This is a genomic window from Bacillus sp. AK25, assembly GCF_048270685.1.
Classification (GTDB): domain Bacteria; phylum Bacillota; class Bacilli; order Bacillales; family Bacillaceae; genus Bacillus; species Bacillus altitudinis.
Map to the genome: position 1 here is coordinate 3,321,765 of NZ_JBLUWC010000001.1, position 15,687 is coordinate 3,337,451.

16 protein-coding genes are annotated in these 15,687 nt (G+C 42.4%); 3 read left to right on the forward strand and 13 right to left on the reverse strand.

Translation table 11 applies throughout. The annotated features are described in order from the left end of the window. Positions 1-400: 400 nt before the first annotated feature. The 5 genes from argS to speE all read right to left on the reverse strand — a co-directional run bounded on the left by argS (position 401) and on the right by speE (position 4,816). Positions 401-2,074, reverse strand: coding sequence for an arginine--tRNA ligase (argS, locus tag ACNO7B_RS17210; protein WP_417901745.1), 1,674 nt, complete (start codon positions 2,072-2,074; stop codon positions 401-403). Continuing rightward, on the reverse strand, positions 2,071-2,493 hold the full coding sequence (locus ACNO7B_RS17215) for a DUF1934 domain-containing protein (protein WP_417901746.1): 423 nt from the start codon (positions 2,491-2,493) through the stop codon (positions 2,071-2,073). Before ACNO7B_RS17215 ends, argS begins: the two co-directional genes overlap by 4 nt. Before the next feature lie 124 nt (positions 2,494-2,617). Further along, positions 2,618-2,965 carry a hypothetical protein gene (locus ACNO7B_RS17220; RefSeq protein WP_417901747.1) on the reverse strand — a complete coding sequence of 116 codons (348 nt, stop codon included), beginning with the start codon at positions 2,963-2,965 and terminating at the stop codon, positions 2,618-2,620. 78 nt (positions 2,966-3,043) lie between these two features. Continuing rightward, positions 3,044-3,916: an agmatinase gene (speB, locus tag ACNO7B_RS17225; protein ID WP_212359658.1), complete on the reverse strand. Its 873-nt coding sequence runs from the start codon at positions 3,914-3,916 to the stop codon at positions 3,044-3,046. Between the two features lie 69 nt (positions 3,917-3,985). Beyond that, complete coding sequence (gene speE / locus ACNO7B_RS17230) at positions 3,986-4,816, reverse strand: spermidine synthase (protein WP_007497710.1); 831 nt, start codon at positions 4,814-4,816, stop codon at positions 3,986-3,988. Between the two features lie 226 nt (positions 4,817-5,042). On the opposite strand from speE, the gene ACNO7B_RS17235 reads away from it, so the two are divergent. Further along, complete coding sequence (locus ACNO7B_RS17235) at positions 5,043-7,112, forward strand: transglycosylase domain-containing protein (RefSeq protein ID WP_417901748.1); 2,070 nt, start codon at positions 5,043-5,045, stop codon at positions 7,110-7,112. A gap of 125 nt (positions 7,113-7,237) precedes the next feature. On the opposite strand, the gene ACNO7B_RS17240 is transcribed toward ACNO7B_RS17235, so the two are convergent. Both ACNO7B_RS17240 and ACNO7B_RS17245 read right to left on the reverse strand, forming a co-directional pair. Further along, positions 7,238-7,756 (reverse strand): YwhD family protein, encoded by a 519-nt coding sequence (locus tag ACNO7B_RS17240; protein WP_417901749.1) that lies wholly within the window; start codon positions 7,754-7,756, stop codon positions 7,238-7,240. 12 nt (positions 7,757-7,768) lie between these two features. Continuing rightward, entirely contained in the window at positions 7,769-8,431 is a 663-nt protein-coding gene (locus ACNO7B_RS17245; RefSeq protein ID WP_417901750.1) for a site-2 protease family protein, read from the reverse strand. Positions 8,432-8,538: 107 nt separating this feature from the next. On the opposite strand from ACNO7B_RS17245, the gene ACNO7B_RS17250 reads away from it, so the two are divergent. Then, positions 8,539-8,724: a 2-hydroxymuconate tautomerase gene (locus ACNO7B_RS17250; RefSeq protein ID WP_008343530.1), complete on the forward strand. Its 186-nt coding sequence runs from the start codon at positions 8,539-8,541 to the stop codon at positions 8,722-8,724. 52 nt (positions 8,725-8,776) lie between these two features. Here the strand turns inward: ACNO7B_RS17250 and ACNO7B_RS17255 are convergent, their stop codons facing one another. From ACNO7B_RS17255 to ACNO7B_RS17270, 4 genes are all read right to left on the reverse strand, one after another. Further along, positions 8,777-9,589 (reverse strand): zinc-dependent metalloprotease, encoded by an 813-nt coding sequence (locus ACNO7B_RS17255; protein WP_366966453.1) that lies wholly within the window; start codon positions 9,587-9,589, stop codon positions 8,777-8,779. A gap of 222 nt (positions 9,590-9,811) precedes the next feature. Further along, complete coding sequence (locus ACNO7B_RS17260; RefSeq protein WP_007497715.1) at positions 9,812-10,312, reverse strand: YwgA family protein; 501 nt, start codon at positions 10,310-10,312, stop codon at positions 9,812-9,814. A 30-nt stretch (positions 10,313-10,342) separates the two neighbouring features. Continuing rightward, positions 10,343-11,644 (reverse strand): HD domain-containing protein, encoded by a 1,302-nt coding sequence (locus ACNO7B_RS17265; protein WP_007497716.1) that lies wholly within the window; start codon positions 11,642-11,644, stop codon positions 10,343-10,345. A gap of 170 nt (positions 11,645-11,814) precedes the next feature. Then, positions 11,815-12,036: a DUF1450 domain-containing protein gene (locus ACNO7B_RS17270; protein WP_003215259.1), complete on the reverse strand. Its 222-nt coding sequence runs from the start codon at positions 12,034-12,036 to the stop codon at positions 11,815-11,817. A gap of 242 nt (positions 12,037-12,278) precedes the next feature. Between ACNO7B_RS17270 and ACNO7B_RS17275 the strand changes: the two genes are divergently transcribed. Next, complete coding sequence (locus tag ACNO7B_RS17275) at positions 12,279-13,079, forward strand: RsfA family transcriptional regulator (protein WP_417901751.1); 801 nt, start codon at positions 12,279-12,281, stop codon at positions 13,077-13,079. Positions 13,080-13,114: 35 nt separating this feature from the next. Here the strand turns inward: ACNO7B_RS17275 and ACNO7B_RS17280 are convergent, their stop codons facing one another. Next, a complete protein-coding gene (locus tag ACNO7B_RS17280; protein ID WP_008343557.1) occupies positions 13,115-13,348 on the reverse strand; it encodes a DUF5970 family protein in 234 nt (77 codons plus the stop codon). Beyond that, complete coding sequence (locus ACNO7B_RS17285; protein ID WP_417901752.1) at positions 13,345-15,621, reverse strand: glycosyltransferase; 2,277 nt, start codon at positions 15,619-15,621, stop codon at positions 13,345-13,347. Before ACNO7B_RS17285 ends, ACNO7B_RS17280 begins: the two co-directional genes overlap by 4 nt. Positions 15,622-15,687 lie beyond the last annotated feature (66 nt).

Here is a 15,687-nt window from a genome sequence, read left to right on the forward strand (position 1 = left end):
AAAGAGAGGAGGCAAAAACATGTTCTCTGATGTACTTAGCCAATTATTTGATTCTATCTCTAACATTATCAATACACTTGGATAATCCCATTAACTTACACATACTACATGCTTGCCGAAGGGAGGATACAAACTATGTTCTCTGATGTACTTAGCCAATTATTCGATTCTATTTCTAACATCATTAACACACTTGGGTAATTCCTATGACACGCACATACTACATGCTTTCTGAAAGGAGGATACGCTCATGTTCTCTGATGTACTTAGTCAATTATTCGATTCTATTTCTAACATTATTAATACGCTTGGTTAATTTTCAAAACCCGCTATCTCTCGAGAATAGCGGGTTTTTTATATAAAGAAGCCCCGCTCATAAAATAGAGCGGGGCTTTGTGCATTACATTTTTTCCGGTGCAGATACGCCAATGAGTTTTAATGCGTTGGCTAGTGTAATTTGTGTCGCCTTCATTAGTGATAGACGTGCTGTTGTTTTTGTTTCATTTTCAACATCAATGACCTTCTCGGCGTTGTAGAAGCTGTGAAGGGCTGATGCTAGATCATAGATATAGTTTGTGACGCGGTGCGGAATACGTTTTTCTGCTGCTTCTGCTACAACCTCTGGGAAGCTGCCGATGATTTTCAGAAGATCGTATTCTTTATCGGATTGAATGTGAGAGAAATCTGCTTTTTCAAGGTTTGGCTCGTAGCCTTTTTCTTCCCCTTGACGGAGCATGCTGCAAATTCTCGCATGTGCATATTGCGCATAGTACACAGGGTTTTCGTTAGACGTAGAAATCGCTAAGTCTAGGTCAAAGTCCATATGTGTCGCCGCACTTCTCATCGCAAAGAAATAACGAGTAGCATCTAAGCCCACTTCTTCAATCAAGTCACGCATTGTGACGGCTTTACCTGTACGTTTACTCATCTTCATCTTTTCACCGTTTTTGTAAAGGTGAACAAGCTGAATGATTTCGACTTCCAGTTTGTCCGCTGGATATCCAAGTGCTTGGATCGCCGCTTTCATTCGAGGAATGTAGCCGTGATGGTCCGCTCCCCAAATGTTAATGAGCTGGTCAAAACCTCTGTCCAATTTGTCCTTGTGATATGCGATATCTGGAAGCAAGTACGTGAAGCTGCCGTCTTTTTTAATCAGGACACGGTCCTTGTCATCACCAAAATCAGTTGAACGTAACCATGTTGCGCCGTCCTCTTCAAAGACATAGCCTTTAGCGCGAAGTGTTTCTAGCGCTGGTTCGATTTTTCCGTTTTCATATAAAGACGTTTCAGAATACCACACATCAAATGGGACACGGAAATTCTCTAGGTCGACACGTAGTTTTTCTAGTTCATATTTTAAACCGTACTCACGGAAGAATTTCATACGCTCTTCTTCTGATTCATGCACGAAACGGTCACCAAATTCATCCGCAAGTTTCTGCCCGATGCCTTTGATGTCTTCTCCTCTGTACCCGTCCTCTGGCATTTCTTTTTCAAGACCGAGCGCCTCAAAGTAACGTACTTCTACAGATAGAGCAAGGTTATTGATCTGATTGCCTGCATCGTTGATATAGTATTCACGGCTCACGTCGAAGCCTGCTTTATCAAGGATGTTGCAAAGAGAATCTCCTACAGCGGCGCCGCGGGCATGTCCAAGGTGAAGGTCACCTGTTGGGTTGGCTGAGACGAATTCGACTTGCACTTTTTGACCGCCGCCTGTATTCGTTTCGCCATAAGCCTCTTTTGCCTCAAGAACTGCCGGAATCAGTTTCGTTAAATACTGATTGTTCATATAAAAGTTGATGAATCCTGGACCTGCAATATCCAGTTTTTCAATTGACGCTTTGCCTTTATCAAATGCATTCACAATATCCTCGGCGATTTGACGAGGTGCTTTTTTCGCAATGCGAGCAAGCTGCATCGCCATATTGGTGGAATAATCACCGTGAGTTTTGTCTTTTGGCACTTCCAAAAGAACATCCGGCACCTGGCTTTCATCAGCAAGTCCTGCTTTGACGACTGCCGCAATGACTTCTTCTTTTAACGCATCTTTGACCTGTTCTGCGATATTCATGAACGTAAATCCTCCTTATATGAAATCGATAATGTATGTAAATGCTTTTGATCTTCACCTGTCAGCATATCGTACGTAATGTGTAGAAGCCCATTGTCTACATCAAGATCAATGCCATGTGTGTGCACATCAAGCTGAAGTGTGCCAAATGGCATCGTGTAATGTGTCACGGTCGTTTCTCCAGTGAGAAAGCGCTGCTTCATTTGAATCACACCTGATCTCATGACAAAAATTTCTTTTTCACTTATTTTGACAACAGTTTTTACTTGACCCATTTCATGTTCTTCATGGTAAGTGAGATACGTTTTGTCATTCTTCTCTTGATACGTTCCAGTTGTTCGGAATTCGATCGTTTCAGCCGGTTCCGTCTCTGGTTTCATCACTGACTTTACATGAATTGAAATTTGGTTTTGTGTCATTTTGCACTTCCTTTGCTAAGACCCGTTTAACTAAAATAGTATACCATAATCCCGATTGCCTATCATCCCATCATTTCTCATCTTCGTGTGGATGAAACCCCATTTTTGATCTTCACATGTCTCTTTAGAAAAAAAGAAAAATGAAGCTCACCCCTATCACGAGTCCAGTCTTGAGCCCTGCGCTTTTTCGATTGATGAGATAAAACAGTGCTTGGATACCTGAACTTGCCAAAAATGCCTGAAACAAATCAAATGGGGGAAGATGCCCTTGCTTATAAACAAACTGCATCAACAGCGCGATGCCAGTGAGATAGAAAAAGCCTCGATCCTGAAACAGATGAACCATCTCATCCTTTGCCTCTTTTTTCGAGATAAAAGTAGGCGGACCCGCTGCAAGCTCTCTTTTCAGCGTAAGAAAGCCTGCCGCTAACACACATAAAGCGAGTAATACCATCAATACAGAAGAAAACACGACCTGCCTCCTTTATCATGTCACCCATGTAAAAAAAGAGCTTGTCCATATGAGATGACAAGCTCCTCTATCAAGATGTTATTTCACAAAACCAAGCAGCATTTCTCGTAAAAGTTTGCTTGCTGTATTCGCCGTTTGATCGGAATGATCATATACAGGCGCTACCTCTACAAGGTCTGCACCGACGACATGCACATCAGAACCAGCAATGGCATGAATAGATGCCAGCAGTTCTTTTGACGTAATACCGCCAGCATCTACCGTTCCTGTACCAGGTGCATGAGCTGGGTCAAGTACATCAATGTCAATTGTCACATAAACTGGGCGGCCTTTCAGCTTTGGTAATACTTGTTTCAATGGATCCAGCACTTCAAATTTAGAAATGTGCATGCCTGCTTCTTTTGCCCATTCAAATTCTTCTTTCATCCCTGAACGGATGCCGAAAGAGTATACATTTTCAGGTCCAATAAGTCCTGCAACTTTGCGAATCGGTGTCGAATGTGAAAGCGGCTCACCCTCATATTCCTCACGAAGATCGGTATGTGCGTCCATATGGATGATGGCCAAATCAGGGTATTTCTTATACATCGCACGGAAAACCGGCCAAGACACAAGATGCTCGCCACCCATTCCTAATGGAAACTTCCCTTTTTCTAAAATGCTGTCGACATACTCTTCAATTAAATCTAAGCTTTTCTGTGCATTGCCAAATGGAAGCGGGATGTCGCCAGCATCAAAGAATGGCACCTCGTGCAGTTCACGATCTAAATAAGGACTGTATTCCTCTAATCCAATGGATACTTCACGAATACGGTTCGGGCCAAAACGTGAGCCTGGACGGTAGCTGACGGTCCAATCCATCGGCATCCCGTATAAAATGACTTTCGCATCTTCCCATGTTGGATGACTTCCAATAAACACTTTTCCTGAATAAGCCTCGTCGAATCTCATACAAGATTCCTCCTTTTACGCTTCAAAAAATGCGCAAACTTTCATTTGCGCATTTCCACTTCGCTTGATTTATTTGATTAAATCGCTCACAAATTTCGGCAGAACGAATGCCGCTTTGTGCAATTCTTTTGTGTAATATTTCGTATCAATATCAAAGAAGCGGCTGTCTTCTACAGCAAGTGGATCATACTTCTTAGAACCAATGGTAAATGTCCAAAGACCGCTTGGATATGTTGGGATATTCGCTGTATATAACATGGTAATCGGGAAAATTTCTTTTACATCACGCTGTACATTTGTAATTAACTCAGGTGTGAACCAAGGGTTGTCCGTCTGTGCAACGAAAATACCGTCTTCTTTTAGTGCTTTTGAGATTCCTGCATAGAAACCTTTAGAGAACAAGTTCACAGCTGGTCCAACTGGCTCAGTTGAGTCAACCATGATCACGTCATATTCGTTGTCGGCTTCCGCAATGTGCATAAAGCCGTCTCCCACTTTCACCTCTACACGAGGATCGTCTAGTTTCCCAGCAATTGAAGGAAGGAACTTCTTCGAGTATTCAATGACCTTGCCATCAATATCAACAAGTGTCGCTTTTTTCACACTTGGATGCTTCAGGATTTCACGAATAACACCACCGTCTCCTCCGCCTACGACAAGAACATTTTCCGGGTTTGGATGAGTGAAAAGAGGAACATGTGCCACCATTTCGTGGTATACAAACTCATCTTTCTCTGATGTCATCACCATACCGTCTAAAAACAGCATATTGCCAAACTCTTCTGTTTCCACCATTTCTAAATGCTGAAAATCTGTTTGTTCTGTGTGAAGGGTTTTGTTCACCTTCAATGTAATGCCAAAATTCTTCGTTTGCTTCTCTGTATACCAAAGTTCGCTCATCGTTCATCTTCCTCTCATCCAATAATAAACAAACATCTATTGTTAGCGCCTTTTATCGGCTATGACTATATCGATTGTCCAAGAAAAAAGTATAGTGGATTCGTATCAAATTGTAAAGAACCGCATAAGATAACTTCATTTTTTAAAGCACACCCTTGCAGTCGCCTGTTTAAAACGGTTTTCTTTGTCCCATACTGATAAAAAACCGTCAAAATGGGGGCTTTGCATGGACACAATCATGAGTAATAAAAAAATCCGCATGACCGTGAAAACGATTCGGGCCTGTTTTTTTATCGGCTTGCTCGCTTTTCTATTTGCAGGCACAGTCTTTTTGACGATTCTTTTACTAGCTAAGTGGCAAGGCGCTCCCTCTGTTCAAGTTCCCCAATCCACGACCATTTATGCAGCCGATGGGTCTAAACTTGGCGAATCGAGCTTTGGAGAAAAGAGATACTGGGTTCCTTTAAAGGACATGTCCCCTCATATACAGCAGGCAGTGGTCGCGGTTGAGGATAAAACCTTTTATCAGCATCACGGCTTTGACGTGAAACGAATGGCAGGTGCTGCGGTGGCAGATATTCGTGCAATGGCAAAGGTACAAGGCGCCAGCACGATCACCCAGCAATACGCACGAAATTTATATTTAGATCATGATAAAACATGGAAGCGGAAGTGGAATGAAGCCTTTTACACGATCCGCTTAGAACAAAACTATACAAAAGATGAGATATTGGAAGGATACTTGAACACCATATATTATGGCCACGGCGCATACGGTGTGGAAGCGGCATCCCGCCTTTACTTTGGAAAAAAAGCGAAGAACTTGACTTTAGCTGAGTCTGCCTTGCTTGCCGGTATTCCAAAGGGGCCTTCTCTCTACTCCCCTTATGTGAATGAGGAGAAAGCCAGTGCAAGAAAGAATATGATTCTGAGGCAAATGCAAGAGGATGGCATGATTACGAAAAAAGCAGCTACTGATGCCAGCAAGGAAAAGCTGTCCTATCGCCCGCTCAAACAAAAGCAGCTGCAAGCAAAGCAGGCCCCGTATTTTTATGATGATGTCATTCGCGAACTGAAACAAACGCTGGGTTTAACCGAGGAACAAATTGAAACGTATGGTCTTCATATCGAAACGACCTTACAACCTGAATTACAAAAAATCGCTGAAAAGACTTTAACCAACATCATGGATTCTGAATCAGGTATCCAAATTGGCTTTACCGCCATCCATCCCCAAACAGGGCATGTACTCGCCCTCATAGGCGGGAGAGATTACGAGAAAAGTCCATTCAATCGGGTCACACAAGCAAAAAGACAGCCGGGTTCAACAATGAAACCACTTCTCTATTACATGGCTTTGCAAAATGGGTTTACACCAGCAACGGTGATGCGCAGTGAGGAAACCGTTTTTGAACTCGATGAGCAAGGAAGCGGCGCCGCTTATTCACCAAGCAACTATCACGGCTATTACGCCAATGACGGTATTACGATGCTTCAGGCTTTGGCTCTATCTGATAACATTTATGCGGTCAAAACCCATCTATTTTTAGGAATGGAACAGCTTGTACGTGCAGGCAAAACGTTCGGGATTCACGAAAAACTAGATCAAGTGCCTTCACTTGCGCTAGGTACTTCACCTGTCAAACCAATCGAAATGACCAATGCTTATGCGATGCTGGTCAATGGAGGAAAACGTGTCAAGCCAACCTTTATTACGAAAGTAACGGACGCAAAGGGCAATGTTCTATTTGAGGAGAAACAAAAACGAGAGCAAGTACTAGATGAAAAAGCAGCATTTGTCACCACTGACATGATGTCAGGGATGTTCAATGATCAATTAAATGGCTATACAAGTGTCACAGGACGTACCATTTCAAAAGATCTTACCAGAAATTATGGAGGAAAATCGGGGACGACAGGCGCTGACAGCTGGATGATCGGCTTCTCTCCCCAGCTCGTCACAGGTGTGTGGACCGGCTATGATAAAGGACGCACCATTGACTCGGTCAAAGAAACCGCCTATGCGAAAAAGATATGGGCTTCCTTTATGGAATCAGCCCTCTCAAACCAGCCAGCCTCCTCCTTCATGCCGCCAGACGGTGTAAAAGGCGTATATATCAATCCAAAAACGGGTGATCTCGCTGGCCCAGGATGCGAATCAAAGGTATTTACCTATTTTATAGAAGGAACGGAGCCGACCGGTGTCTGCTATGGTGCCGAGAACAAAGCATCTGAGCAAGACACGGCTCAGGATCAACAGCCTAAGAAATGGTGGGAAAAGTGGCTGAAACGTTAAAAATGGACATGAAAAACCCCGAGATCTGCATCTCGGGATTCTCCATGTCCTAGCTTTAACACCAGTTTACTGAAAAAACGACTGGAATTGGTATCCATTCATCATTCTTCACAAAAATTTCACAATTACTCAGGAACAGACAACCCTTCTTTTAATTCATCTGTAGATGCTTCCCATAACGCTTCATTGTGACTCTTCAAGAAATCAGCGAGCACCTTTTTCGAACCATCATCCATATGACTGACAACGATTTTACGCTTCATGGATTTATCCATTAAATTCACATGCTCAGGAAGCGACTTATATCCTCTGCGGATCGAGCGGTCAACCGTCATTTCACAAGCTGTGACTCCTGCATAATATGGCCCCTCTTCTCTGCGGTCAATCGTCACCCATACGAGCCAATACGGTTTTCCGTTAGGTACCTCTTCTTTGGTTTTTAAAAATTTAATTCCTTTTTCGACGGCACTTCTTGCATGCATCGCACCAATATCAATGACGGCTTCCTTTTCCTCCACATCAATGATCACTGGCGAGATATTATCAAGGCTGAGGGCACCTGCCCCAAAACCTCCATGCCCATCCGTTGAATCTGTTTTTTTAATGATATTAAAACCAATTGGTTTCTTCTTTTTACCTTCCATTCATTAGACCTCCTAAAGCAGCGGCTTCAAAATAAGATTAAACCAGTCAATAATTTGATTACGCATTCCGATCAAAGGGCCAAAAACAAACTGACCTAGCGGCGTGATGACGAAGATGAGGAAAATGATGATTCCATACTGTTCAAATTGCGTCATCTTTGCACGGATGCCGGGACTGACAACATCCTCAATAATACGATATCCATCCAGCGGCGGGATCGGTAATAAGTTAAATAGGAACAAAATCACGTTCAAGTTAATAAAGATTTGGAAGAAATAATCGACCCCCGGCTCAAAGCGAATGAGCGACTCCCCACCAAATTTCTGAAGAAGCGCATACACACAAAAGCCCAAAAATGACAAAACCAAATTGCTTAATGGTCCAGCGATCGACACACATATCCCTGCGAGACGCGGGTTTTTGAAATGGTACCGATTCACAGGTACAGGCCTCGCCCAGCCAAACCCAGCCACAAAGATCAAGATCGTCCCGAAAATATCAAGGTGCTTCAATGGATTGAGCGTCAGTCTCCCTTGATTTTTAGCTGTCGGATCTCCAAAACGATACGCAACATATGCATGCGCCAGCTCGTGCATCGTAAAAGCCACAACAAGCGTAATGGCGACATATGGAATCAGTTCTAATGGATAAACAAGAAATTGGTCCAAAGGCATGAATCCCTCTTTCTTTCTATACAATGATTTACTCCATTCAGTATACTATAAGAAGTCCCTTAAACTAAAGGGAAGCGTAGCACTACAGGAAAAAGGAGGTTGCCATCATGCCGATTATCACCGTTCAAATGCTTGAAGGAAGAACAGATGAGCAGAAAAGAGCTCTTGTGGAGAAAGTCACAGATGCCGTTGTTGAAACAACAGGCGCAGGTGCAGAAAAAGTCTCTGTCATTATTGAAGAAATGAAAAAAGAACATTATGCTGTAGCAGGAAAGCGAATGAGCGACCTGTAAGCATATAAAAAGGACAAACACTTTTTCGGTGTTTGTCCTTTTGTCTCTTACCTTATCTGTACCAAGCTTTATTACGGTTCACTTGATTTTTATGAGCCGCATCGAAGTAATCGACAGTGTAAGAATAATCATAATTCATTAAGCAGACAATTCCGCTGCCTTGAGGGTCATGCGGCAAACCAAAGTTATGGCCGTATTCATGTGTAGCCGCTTTTGCTGTGTTCGCTGTTCCTTGATCAAGGTTAACGGCGAATGCACTACCGCTCGGTGCACTATTGTAAACATAAGCGATTCCGCCAGCATCAAAGTTTGGATTTGCTGTAAATCCTGTGACAAAATCGTATCCTCTGCCATCAAAGCTGCGCTGAAGGTTGGATAAAATTTGTGATGAATTTGATCCTGAGGACGTCCAAGATCCTACGGCTTGTACGACAAAGTCCACATCATGATCACGGTTAAATGTCACATCCGCTTGCTCAATGATGCTGACAATGCGCGTCTGCCAATCACTATATTTCGCACGATACTGCGCATCAGCTACTGCATAGACGGTCACTTTCTGACTGCCTGTACTAGCTTTTGTTGAAATCGAATCTCCTGTATTTGCTTTAAAGGTTCTAGACCCTACCTGTTTACCAGACTCATCTAAAATCTTGGTTGTCACATCTCTTTCAATAGGAGGTGCCTTCGTCAAATCTTTAAAATCGTTTGCCTTTGGCAACCCTTCACTAATATGTGTTTCAAACGGCGCATGACCATGATCATGCCCATGACCTGCACTTGCAACTGGTGCAGAAGCTGAACTTACCCCCGGTAACAAACTACCTACCAATAAAAATGACAAAAAGACTGAACGCTTTTTCATTCCTATCCCTCCTTTGTTTTTCACAAGGTTATATATTCACTGAAAATTCACCATTTTCCTTCTATTCAGTCAAAAACAGGGAATTTGATATACAGGAAGAAAGTCGAATCATGTCATTTTCACTAATTTTCCGGATATTTCGACACACATTTCATTCAAAAATAGCGCTTTCGGTCCAGGTCTTACAAAACAAAAAAAGCCCAAAAATTGGGCTTTTGCAAGTTAGTTCAATTCCTTCAACTGATCAATATACGCAAGGGCTGCCTCAAATTCTTCGTCCGTATAGCGCTGCTTGCTTTTAATGGTGAAGACCTTTTCCTTTACCTCATCTTTTGGCAGATCATCAAAGTATAAAATCGTTGAGACAAGCTCTAGAAAACGAGACGATTGCTCGTTCATCTGCTGCGTCAGCACTTTAAGGTCAGGCATGTCCACTTCACACTGATCAAGAAACTCTTTTCCATTGTCCGTCAGCGAATAGCGATATTGATAGTATCCGCCCTTTTTTTCCTTCATTTCGTCCAAGAATCCAAGGTTGCACAACTCTTCAATTCTGAGCGTCAATTCCTCTGAATAGGGGCCATAAAAATGAAAATCGTATTTCTCATAAAAAGGCAAATCCAGCTTTTTTGCTATGTAAATCATCTTTTGCAGCTTCTTCCGTCCAACGATTTCCCCTGATTCAGAGAATACCTTCATCAACTTTGCATGCTCTTTCAACAAATTCCCGACATCTCCTTTTTCAGTACTTCCTTATCCCAATCCAAGCAGCTTCATGATCGCCTTCTTTTCTTCAGCTTTTTCCGACATATCTACAATTAAGTCCATTGGGAAATAAAGTTTATGATCGGTTCTTCGTTTACCGGAAATGGCGTCAACAATATCTGACTGTCTCGACAGTTCTTTAATATGACCACTTTGCGTCAAAAGGTGGATCGGCAGCCGCTCTTCTTCTTCGCCCGGTCTATAAAAGTCATAAGGCAAATCAGAGGAAGAATCGACCACTAAATAATAGTCAGGATCAATTCCTGCTTCTTTGAACAAAGCCGTCAGCTTGAAATATTTCGTCATTTCTTCGTTAGGATTAAACTCTGTATATTGGAATAAACGGCGGTTCATAAAACGGCGGCACAAATCAGCCAGCACGTGATCTTCTTCATCTTCCCACGCCTGAAAATAAAATAAGACAATGGATTCATCCAGCTTAATATAGTCCTCTGTGGTGACATTTCCTTCAAAAATTGAATAAAAATGCACAGGAGCATGTGTGAAAATATATCCCGTTTCATGCAGCTCTTTTGCCCGATGGAGGATTTTTGTTAAAATGACTTCCGCACTGCGTGTCACTGGGTGGAAATAGACTTGCCAGTACATTTGATAGCGGCTCATAATATAATCCTCTACGGCATGCATCCCGCTCTGTTTCATCACAATCTGATCTTCTCTTGGACGCATTACGCGTAAAATACGTTCCATATCAAAGTGACCATAGCTGACGCCTGTATAGTAAGCATCACGCTGCAAGTAATCCATTCGGTCGGCATCAATTTGACTTGAAATCAAACTGACCACCTGTTTGTTTTGATACGTTTTGGCAATGACTTCTGCTACATGCTTTGGAAAATCGTCACTGACCCGGCGCAGCACTTCATTTACTTCCGTCTGCCCTAAAATGATATCTCTTGTAAACGATTCATGATCTAAATGAAAGACCTTTTCAAAGGAATGAGAAAACGGACCATGTCCAAGGTCATGAAGCAGGGCGGCACTCAGTACAAGCTCACGCTCCCCTTCATCCCATTCGGGTCTTCCTTTAAACACATCATCCACAATTCGTCTGACAATCTCGTATACACCGAGTGAATGATTAAATCGGCTGTGTTCTGCCCCATGAAACGTTAAATAAGTGGTGCCTAGCTGTTTAATTCGTCTAAGGCGCTGGAACTCTCTCGTTCCGATTAAATCCCATATCAATGCATCCCGTACGTGAACATAGCGGTGCACAGGATCTTTAAATACCTTTTCTTCGGATAATTTCCCTTTTGGATACGCCATCGTTTCGTCCCTCTTTTTTTAAGACGTGTTTCTATTATATCGGGTAACTTTTCCCGAAAACATCCTTGAATTTGCTGGCGAATGTGTTCTCATAGATTGAACGGACGTAAAAAGCCCGACCTGACAGGGACGGACCTCTTTTTAGGTCGACTGAACACATTCAGTGACATTTATTTGACTTTTTTTTGAACCTTTTCGAGTAACTCATCTTCTGTTGGTGCGGATAATGGGCGATTGTTCACAAACGCAAAAGCCTTTTTTCGTCCTGGACCGCAATACGATTGACAGCCAATCTCAATTTTTGCATCAGGGTCAACCGATTTAAGTCGAGGCAATAACGTTTTTAGGTTCGTCGCATCACAATCGTCACATACGCGAAACTCATTAGCCATGTTCTTACGCTTCCTTTCAATGATGAAACTTCATTCTATATGAAACAGTTGGACAACTAAGAGTGAATAATATACCACCCAACATTGTACATCGAAGCGACTGGAGTTGCAAGAAGCTTTGTCAGCACAGAGACGTATTCACATAAAAGCTAGTATTTTCCACTATCCTTTTAGCAAACTTGTATAAACCTTCTTGAACTTGGCTAATCTAATACCATCAAATCTTATGGGGGTTTAAACACATGTCAAAACAAAGACAAGATGCTTGGTCAGAGGAAAATGATCTCCTTCTGGCAGAAACCGTCTTACGTCACGTTAGAGAGGGCAGTACACAGCTGAACGCATTTGAAGAAGTGGGAGACAAGCTAAACCGTACCTCAGCGGCATGCGGATTTAGATGGAATGCTGTCGTGAGGCATCAATATGAAAAAGCATTGGCACTTGCCAAAAAACAGCGTAAACAACGCATGCGTGCACTCGGAAATGGGCAGCCTGCGAAAAAACGTTTGCTCTATCAGCCGCAAGTTGAAGAAACGATCACACAGGAAGAGTTCTCTCAAGAACTGGAACCTGCGCAAGAAGAAACGTTTGCACCTGCAGCCGAAACAGCCGAACAGCTTCAATTTGTGGATCAAAGCTACAATGAAGAGTTAGCTAGTTTATCACATTTATTGTCACAGGCTTCTCAAGTGACAGAGAAAAAGCCAGAAACTAATCCATTTGGGCAGCGTCAAGAGCTAACCATTGAGGATATCATTGATTTCTTACGCCGCTATGAAGGCGATGGTCAACAATCTTCTGCCTTACGCATGGAAAACAGCCGGTTAAAACAAGAAAACAATGAACTTTCACATAAAGTCACGCAACTAGAAGCTGAAGTGAAAAAGCTTGAAAAGGATCAGCTCACGATTCAAGAAGATTATGAAACACTCGTCAAAATCATGAACCGTGCAAGAAAACTAGTTTTGTTTGAAGAGGACGACAGTGCCGCACCAACCTTTAAAATGGATCGTAACGGCAACCTTGAAAAAATGGCTGAATAACCAAAAAGTGCTCCCCACCTGCGGGAAGCACTTTTTTAAATATCCAAAAATAGCATCACGCTAAAAAGGACATTGATCAAGAAGACGAACATAAAAATATACCTAACTTGCCTCACCTGAAAATCACCAAAGATAAAAATATAAAGCCCTGCGATACCAAGCGTCAGTACAGGCTGAAGAAACGGCACGAAAAGCGAAATGCCGTAACCGGCTCCTATGATGACAGGAAGCCATAGTAAATAGAGGTAACCGCCATTTTTAGATTTCAAGAAACCACTCCCTCTCTTTCTTCTATCTGCTTGATTTCAGGCTGAACAAACTTGAGTCCGGCCATTGTACGTCTGCGTTTTTGTGATGTCCAAATCGCAATCGCCGGCTGATCCGTTAGAAATTCTGTGTCAATGGTGATCCGCACTTTTCCATTTAATTCAATTGAATCTTCAAACTCAATTTTGCACCCAGATAAACTGATATCATGTATGATCACCGGCATCTTCTCTTCTAGTCGGTCCTCATAGGCGATCGTGCCTGTCACACCTTGCAATGGCCTTCTCATCCATTTGCGACGCAGAGCCTTTGGTACCTTCTCCGTTTCTCTTAAAAAGCGGAGAAACGTGCGAACAGCATGAGATTTTTTCTCACGATCCGTCACCGCTACATGCTCTCGTGTGAATAAGAAACGGATCAGTGATAAATACTCTGATTTTTGTGTGTCAGTAAAAGCAACACCAACCATCAGCTTGTCTCCCTCTGGATAACTCCAAATCACGTCACACGCCACACTGTCATTCTCTGAAAAAAATAATTGCGTTTGTCCTTGATATAGAGAAGACGCTTGGTCCAATGGAATGGATAGACGCGCACCTGAATCACTCATATCTAGTAGAAAACAAGCCATCGACTGATCTTGATGATCAGAACGAAGATGCCCCTCTTTTTCAATGACAAATCGCTCTGATTTCCGGTAACGCGGTCGATCAAACGCCACAAGCAGTGCCATGAATAAGCCTGCACCGTTATAAAGCACCCAAAAAATATTAATCAACATAAGATCAGCGTTCATCGTCCCATTTACCTTCACATCGTAACCTATTTTCACAAGGGCAAGCAATGAGAGCAGCAAGAAGATCAGATGGGGAATCATCGTTTTCAAATGAAAATGTCTTTTGTCCGTTTGAATTCCCTTCGGTGTCACCAGAAATTCAACCCGTTTCTTCAAGAACAGTTCACTGAGTGCCACACCAGCTAAGTGGAATGCCATTGAACTTTCATAAATATGACTCCAAAACATACTTCTTTTTTGATTCGACACAAGTTTAAAAGCTAAATACGAGCTAAAGAACGCCGGCAGCCAAAACATGAAAACGGACTGGAAATCTGCCCAGAAACTTTGAATACCAAACAATAAAAACAAAATCGGTGTGAGAATATAAATCATTTTAAATAAACCGTTAAACCAATACACAATGCCATCTAAATAAAGAACGCGCTGCATCAGCGTTAAGCCGCGCACCTTCAAAGGATTAAACTTACGGGCACACTGAATGTTCCCTCTCGACCAGCGATCTCTCTGCTTTAACAGATCAAGCCAGCTTTCAGGTGCCAGACCGACGGCTAATACTTCTCCGACAGACACAGATTTGAATTTCCCTTGGAGAAGCATTCCTGTTGCCATGTCTTCTGTAATCACTCCAGTCGCAAACCCGCCAATTTCATCTAAGGCCGTTCTTCTAAATACAGTATTACTCCCAACATACATGACGGCATTAAACCGATCTTTACCAGCTTGAAGGGTTTGCATGAAGAAGTCCTGTTCATTTGGAATTCGATCTTTCGAGAACATATTATATTGGAAAGGATCTTCGTTATAAAACGCCTGTGGAACTTGAACAAACGCAGTTGCCCCATCATGAAAATAGGGCACTGTTTTTTCTAAAAAGGAAGGAAGAGGGACCATATCTGCATCAAGTGTCAGAATCAGCTCTCCATCCGTTTGAGACATCGCATGATTTAAATTACCTGCCTTAGCAAATCTGTTATCTGTTCTTGTCAGATAATGAACACCAAACTCAGAAGCAAGCTGCTCTACTGCTTCCCTATTGCCATCATCACATAAATAAATTTGAACGCTTTCCTTCGGATAAGAGAGATTCAAACAACCTGCAACAGTGCGTTTCAGCACCTCAATTGGTTCATTATATGTAGCTATGAAAATATCAACTGTTGGCAGCCTTTCAAGATCACTAATCATGACTTGTTTCCGATTTGAAGGCTTCCAAACCAGTGTATAAAACACAAGCAGCTGGATAAACCCAATGCATTCACAGGCAACAAGCAAAATGCCCATGACAACATTAAAAGTACCTTCATGCGGCAATGTAAAGAAGAGACGCCAGCAAATATAGGCAGCATTTGTTAACACACATAGCACAATGATGATTTTTTTCACAGTAGAGGCCATTGGCTGGATACGATATATCATATACAACAGAGACAACATACAAAGCATAAACAGCGGGTAATACGTGGTGATGAATGACAATACATTTTCCTTCTTTCTTATGTCATAAAGGACTATCACATATAAAATGTCATAACAAAGGAGGGG

Bases quoted from the DNA above. Each gene is read 5' to 3' on its own strand.
- ACNO7B_RS17245 (WP_417901750.1), bottom strand. From the start codon at position 8,431: ATGCCTTTGGACCAATTTCTTGTTTATCCATTAGAACTGATTCCATAT.
- ACNO7B_RS17235 (WP_417901748.1), top strand. From the start codon at position 5,043: ATGGACACAATCATGAGTAATAAAAAAATCCGCATGACCGTGAAAACG.
- ACNO7B_RS17265 (WP_007497716.1), bottom strand. From the start codon at position 11,644: ATGGCGTATCCAAAAGGGAAATTATCCGAAGAAAAGGTATTTAAAGAT.
- ACNO7B_RS17215 (WP_417901746.1), bottom strand. From the start codon at position 2,493: ATGACACAAAACCAAATTTCAATTCATGTAAAGTCAGTGATGAAACCA.
- ACNO7B_RS17240 (WP_417901749.1), bottom strand. From the start codon at position 7,756: ATGGAAGGTAAAAAGAAGAAACCAATTGGTTTTAATATCATTAAAAAA.
- ACNO7B_RS17275 (WP_417901751.1), top strand. From the start codon at position 12,279: ATGTCAAAACAAAGACAAGATGCTTGGTCAGAGGAAAATGATCTCCTT.
- argS (WP_417901745.1), bottom strand. From the start codon at position 2,074: ATGAATATCGCAGAACAGGTCAAAGATGCGTTAAAAGAAGAAGTCATT.
- ACNO7B_RS17250 (WP_008343530.1), top strand. From the start codon at position 8,539: ATGCCGATTATCACCGTTCAAATGCTTGAAGGAAGAACAGATGAGCAG.
- ACNO7B_RS17270 (WP_003215259.1), bottom strand. From the start codon at position 12,036: ATGGCTAATGAGTTTCGCGTATGTGACGATTGTGATGCGACGAACCTA.
- speE (WP_007497710.1), bottom strand. From the start codon at position 4,816: ATGAGCGAACTTTGGTATACAGAGAAGCAAACGAAGAATTTTGGCATT.
- ACNO7B_RS17255 (WP_366966453.1), bottom strand. From the start codon at position 9,589: ATGAAAAAGCGTTCAGTCTTTTTGTCATTTTTATTGGTAGGTAGTTTG.
- speB (WP_212359658.1), bottom strand. From the start codon at position 3,916: ATGAGATTCGACGAGGCTTATTCAGGAAAAGTGTTTATTGGAAGTCAT.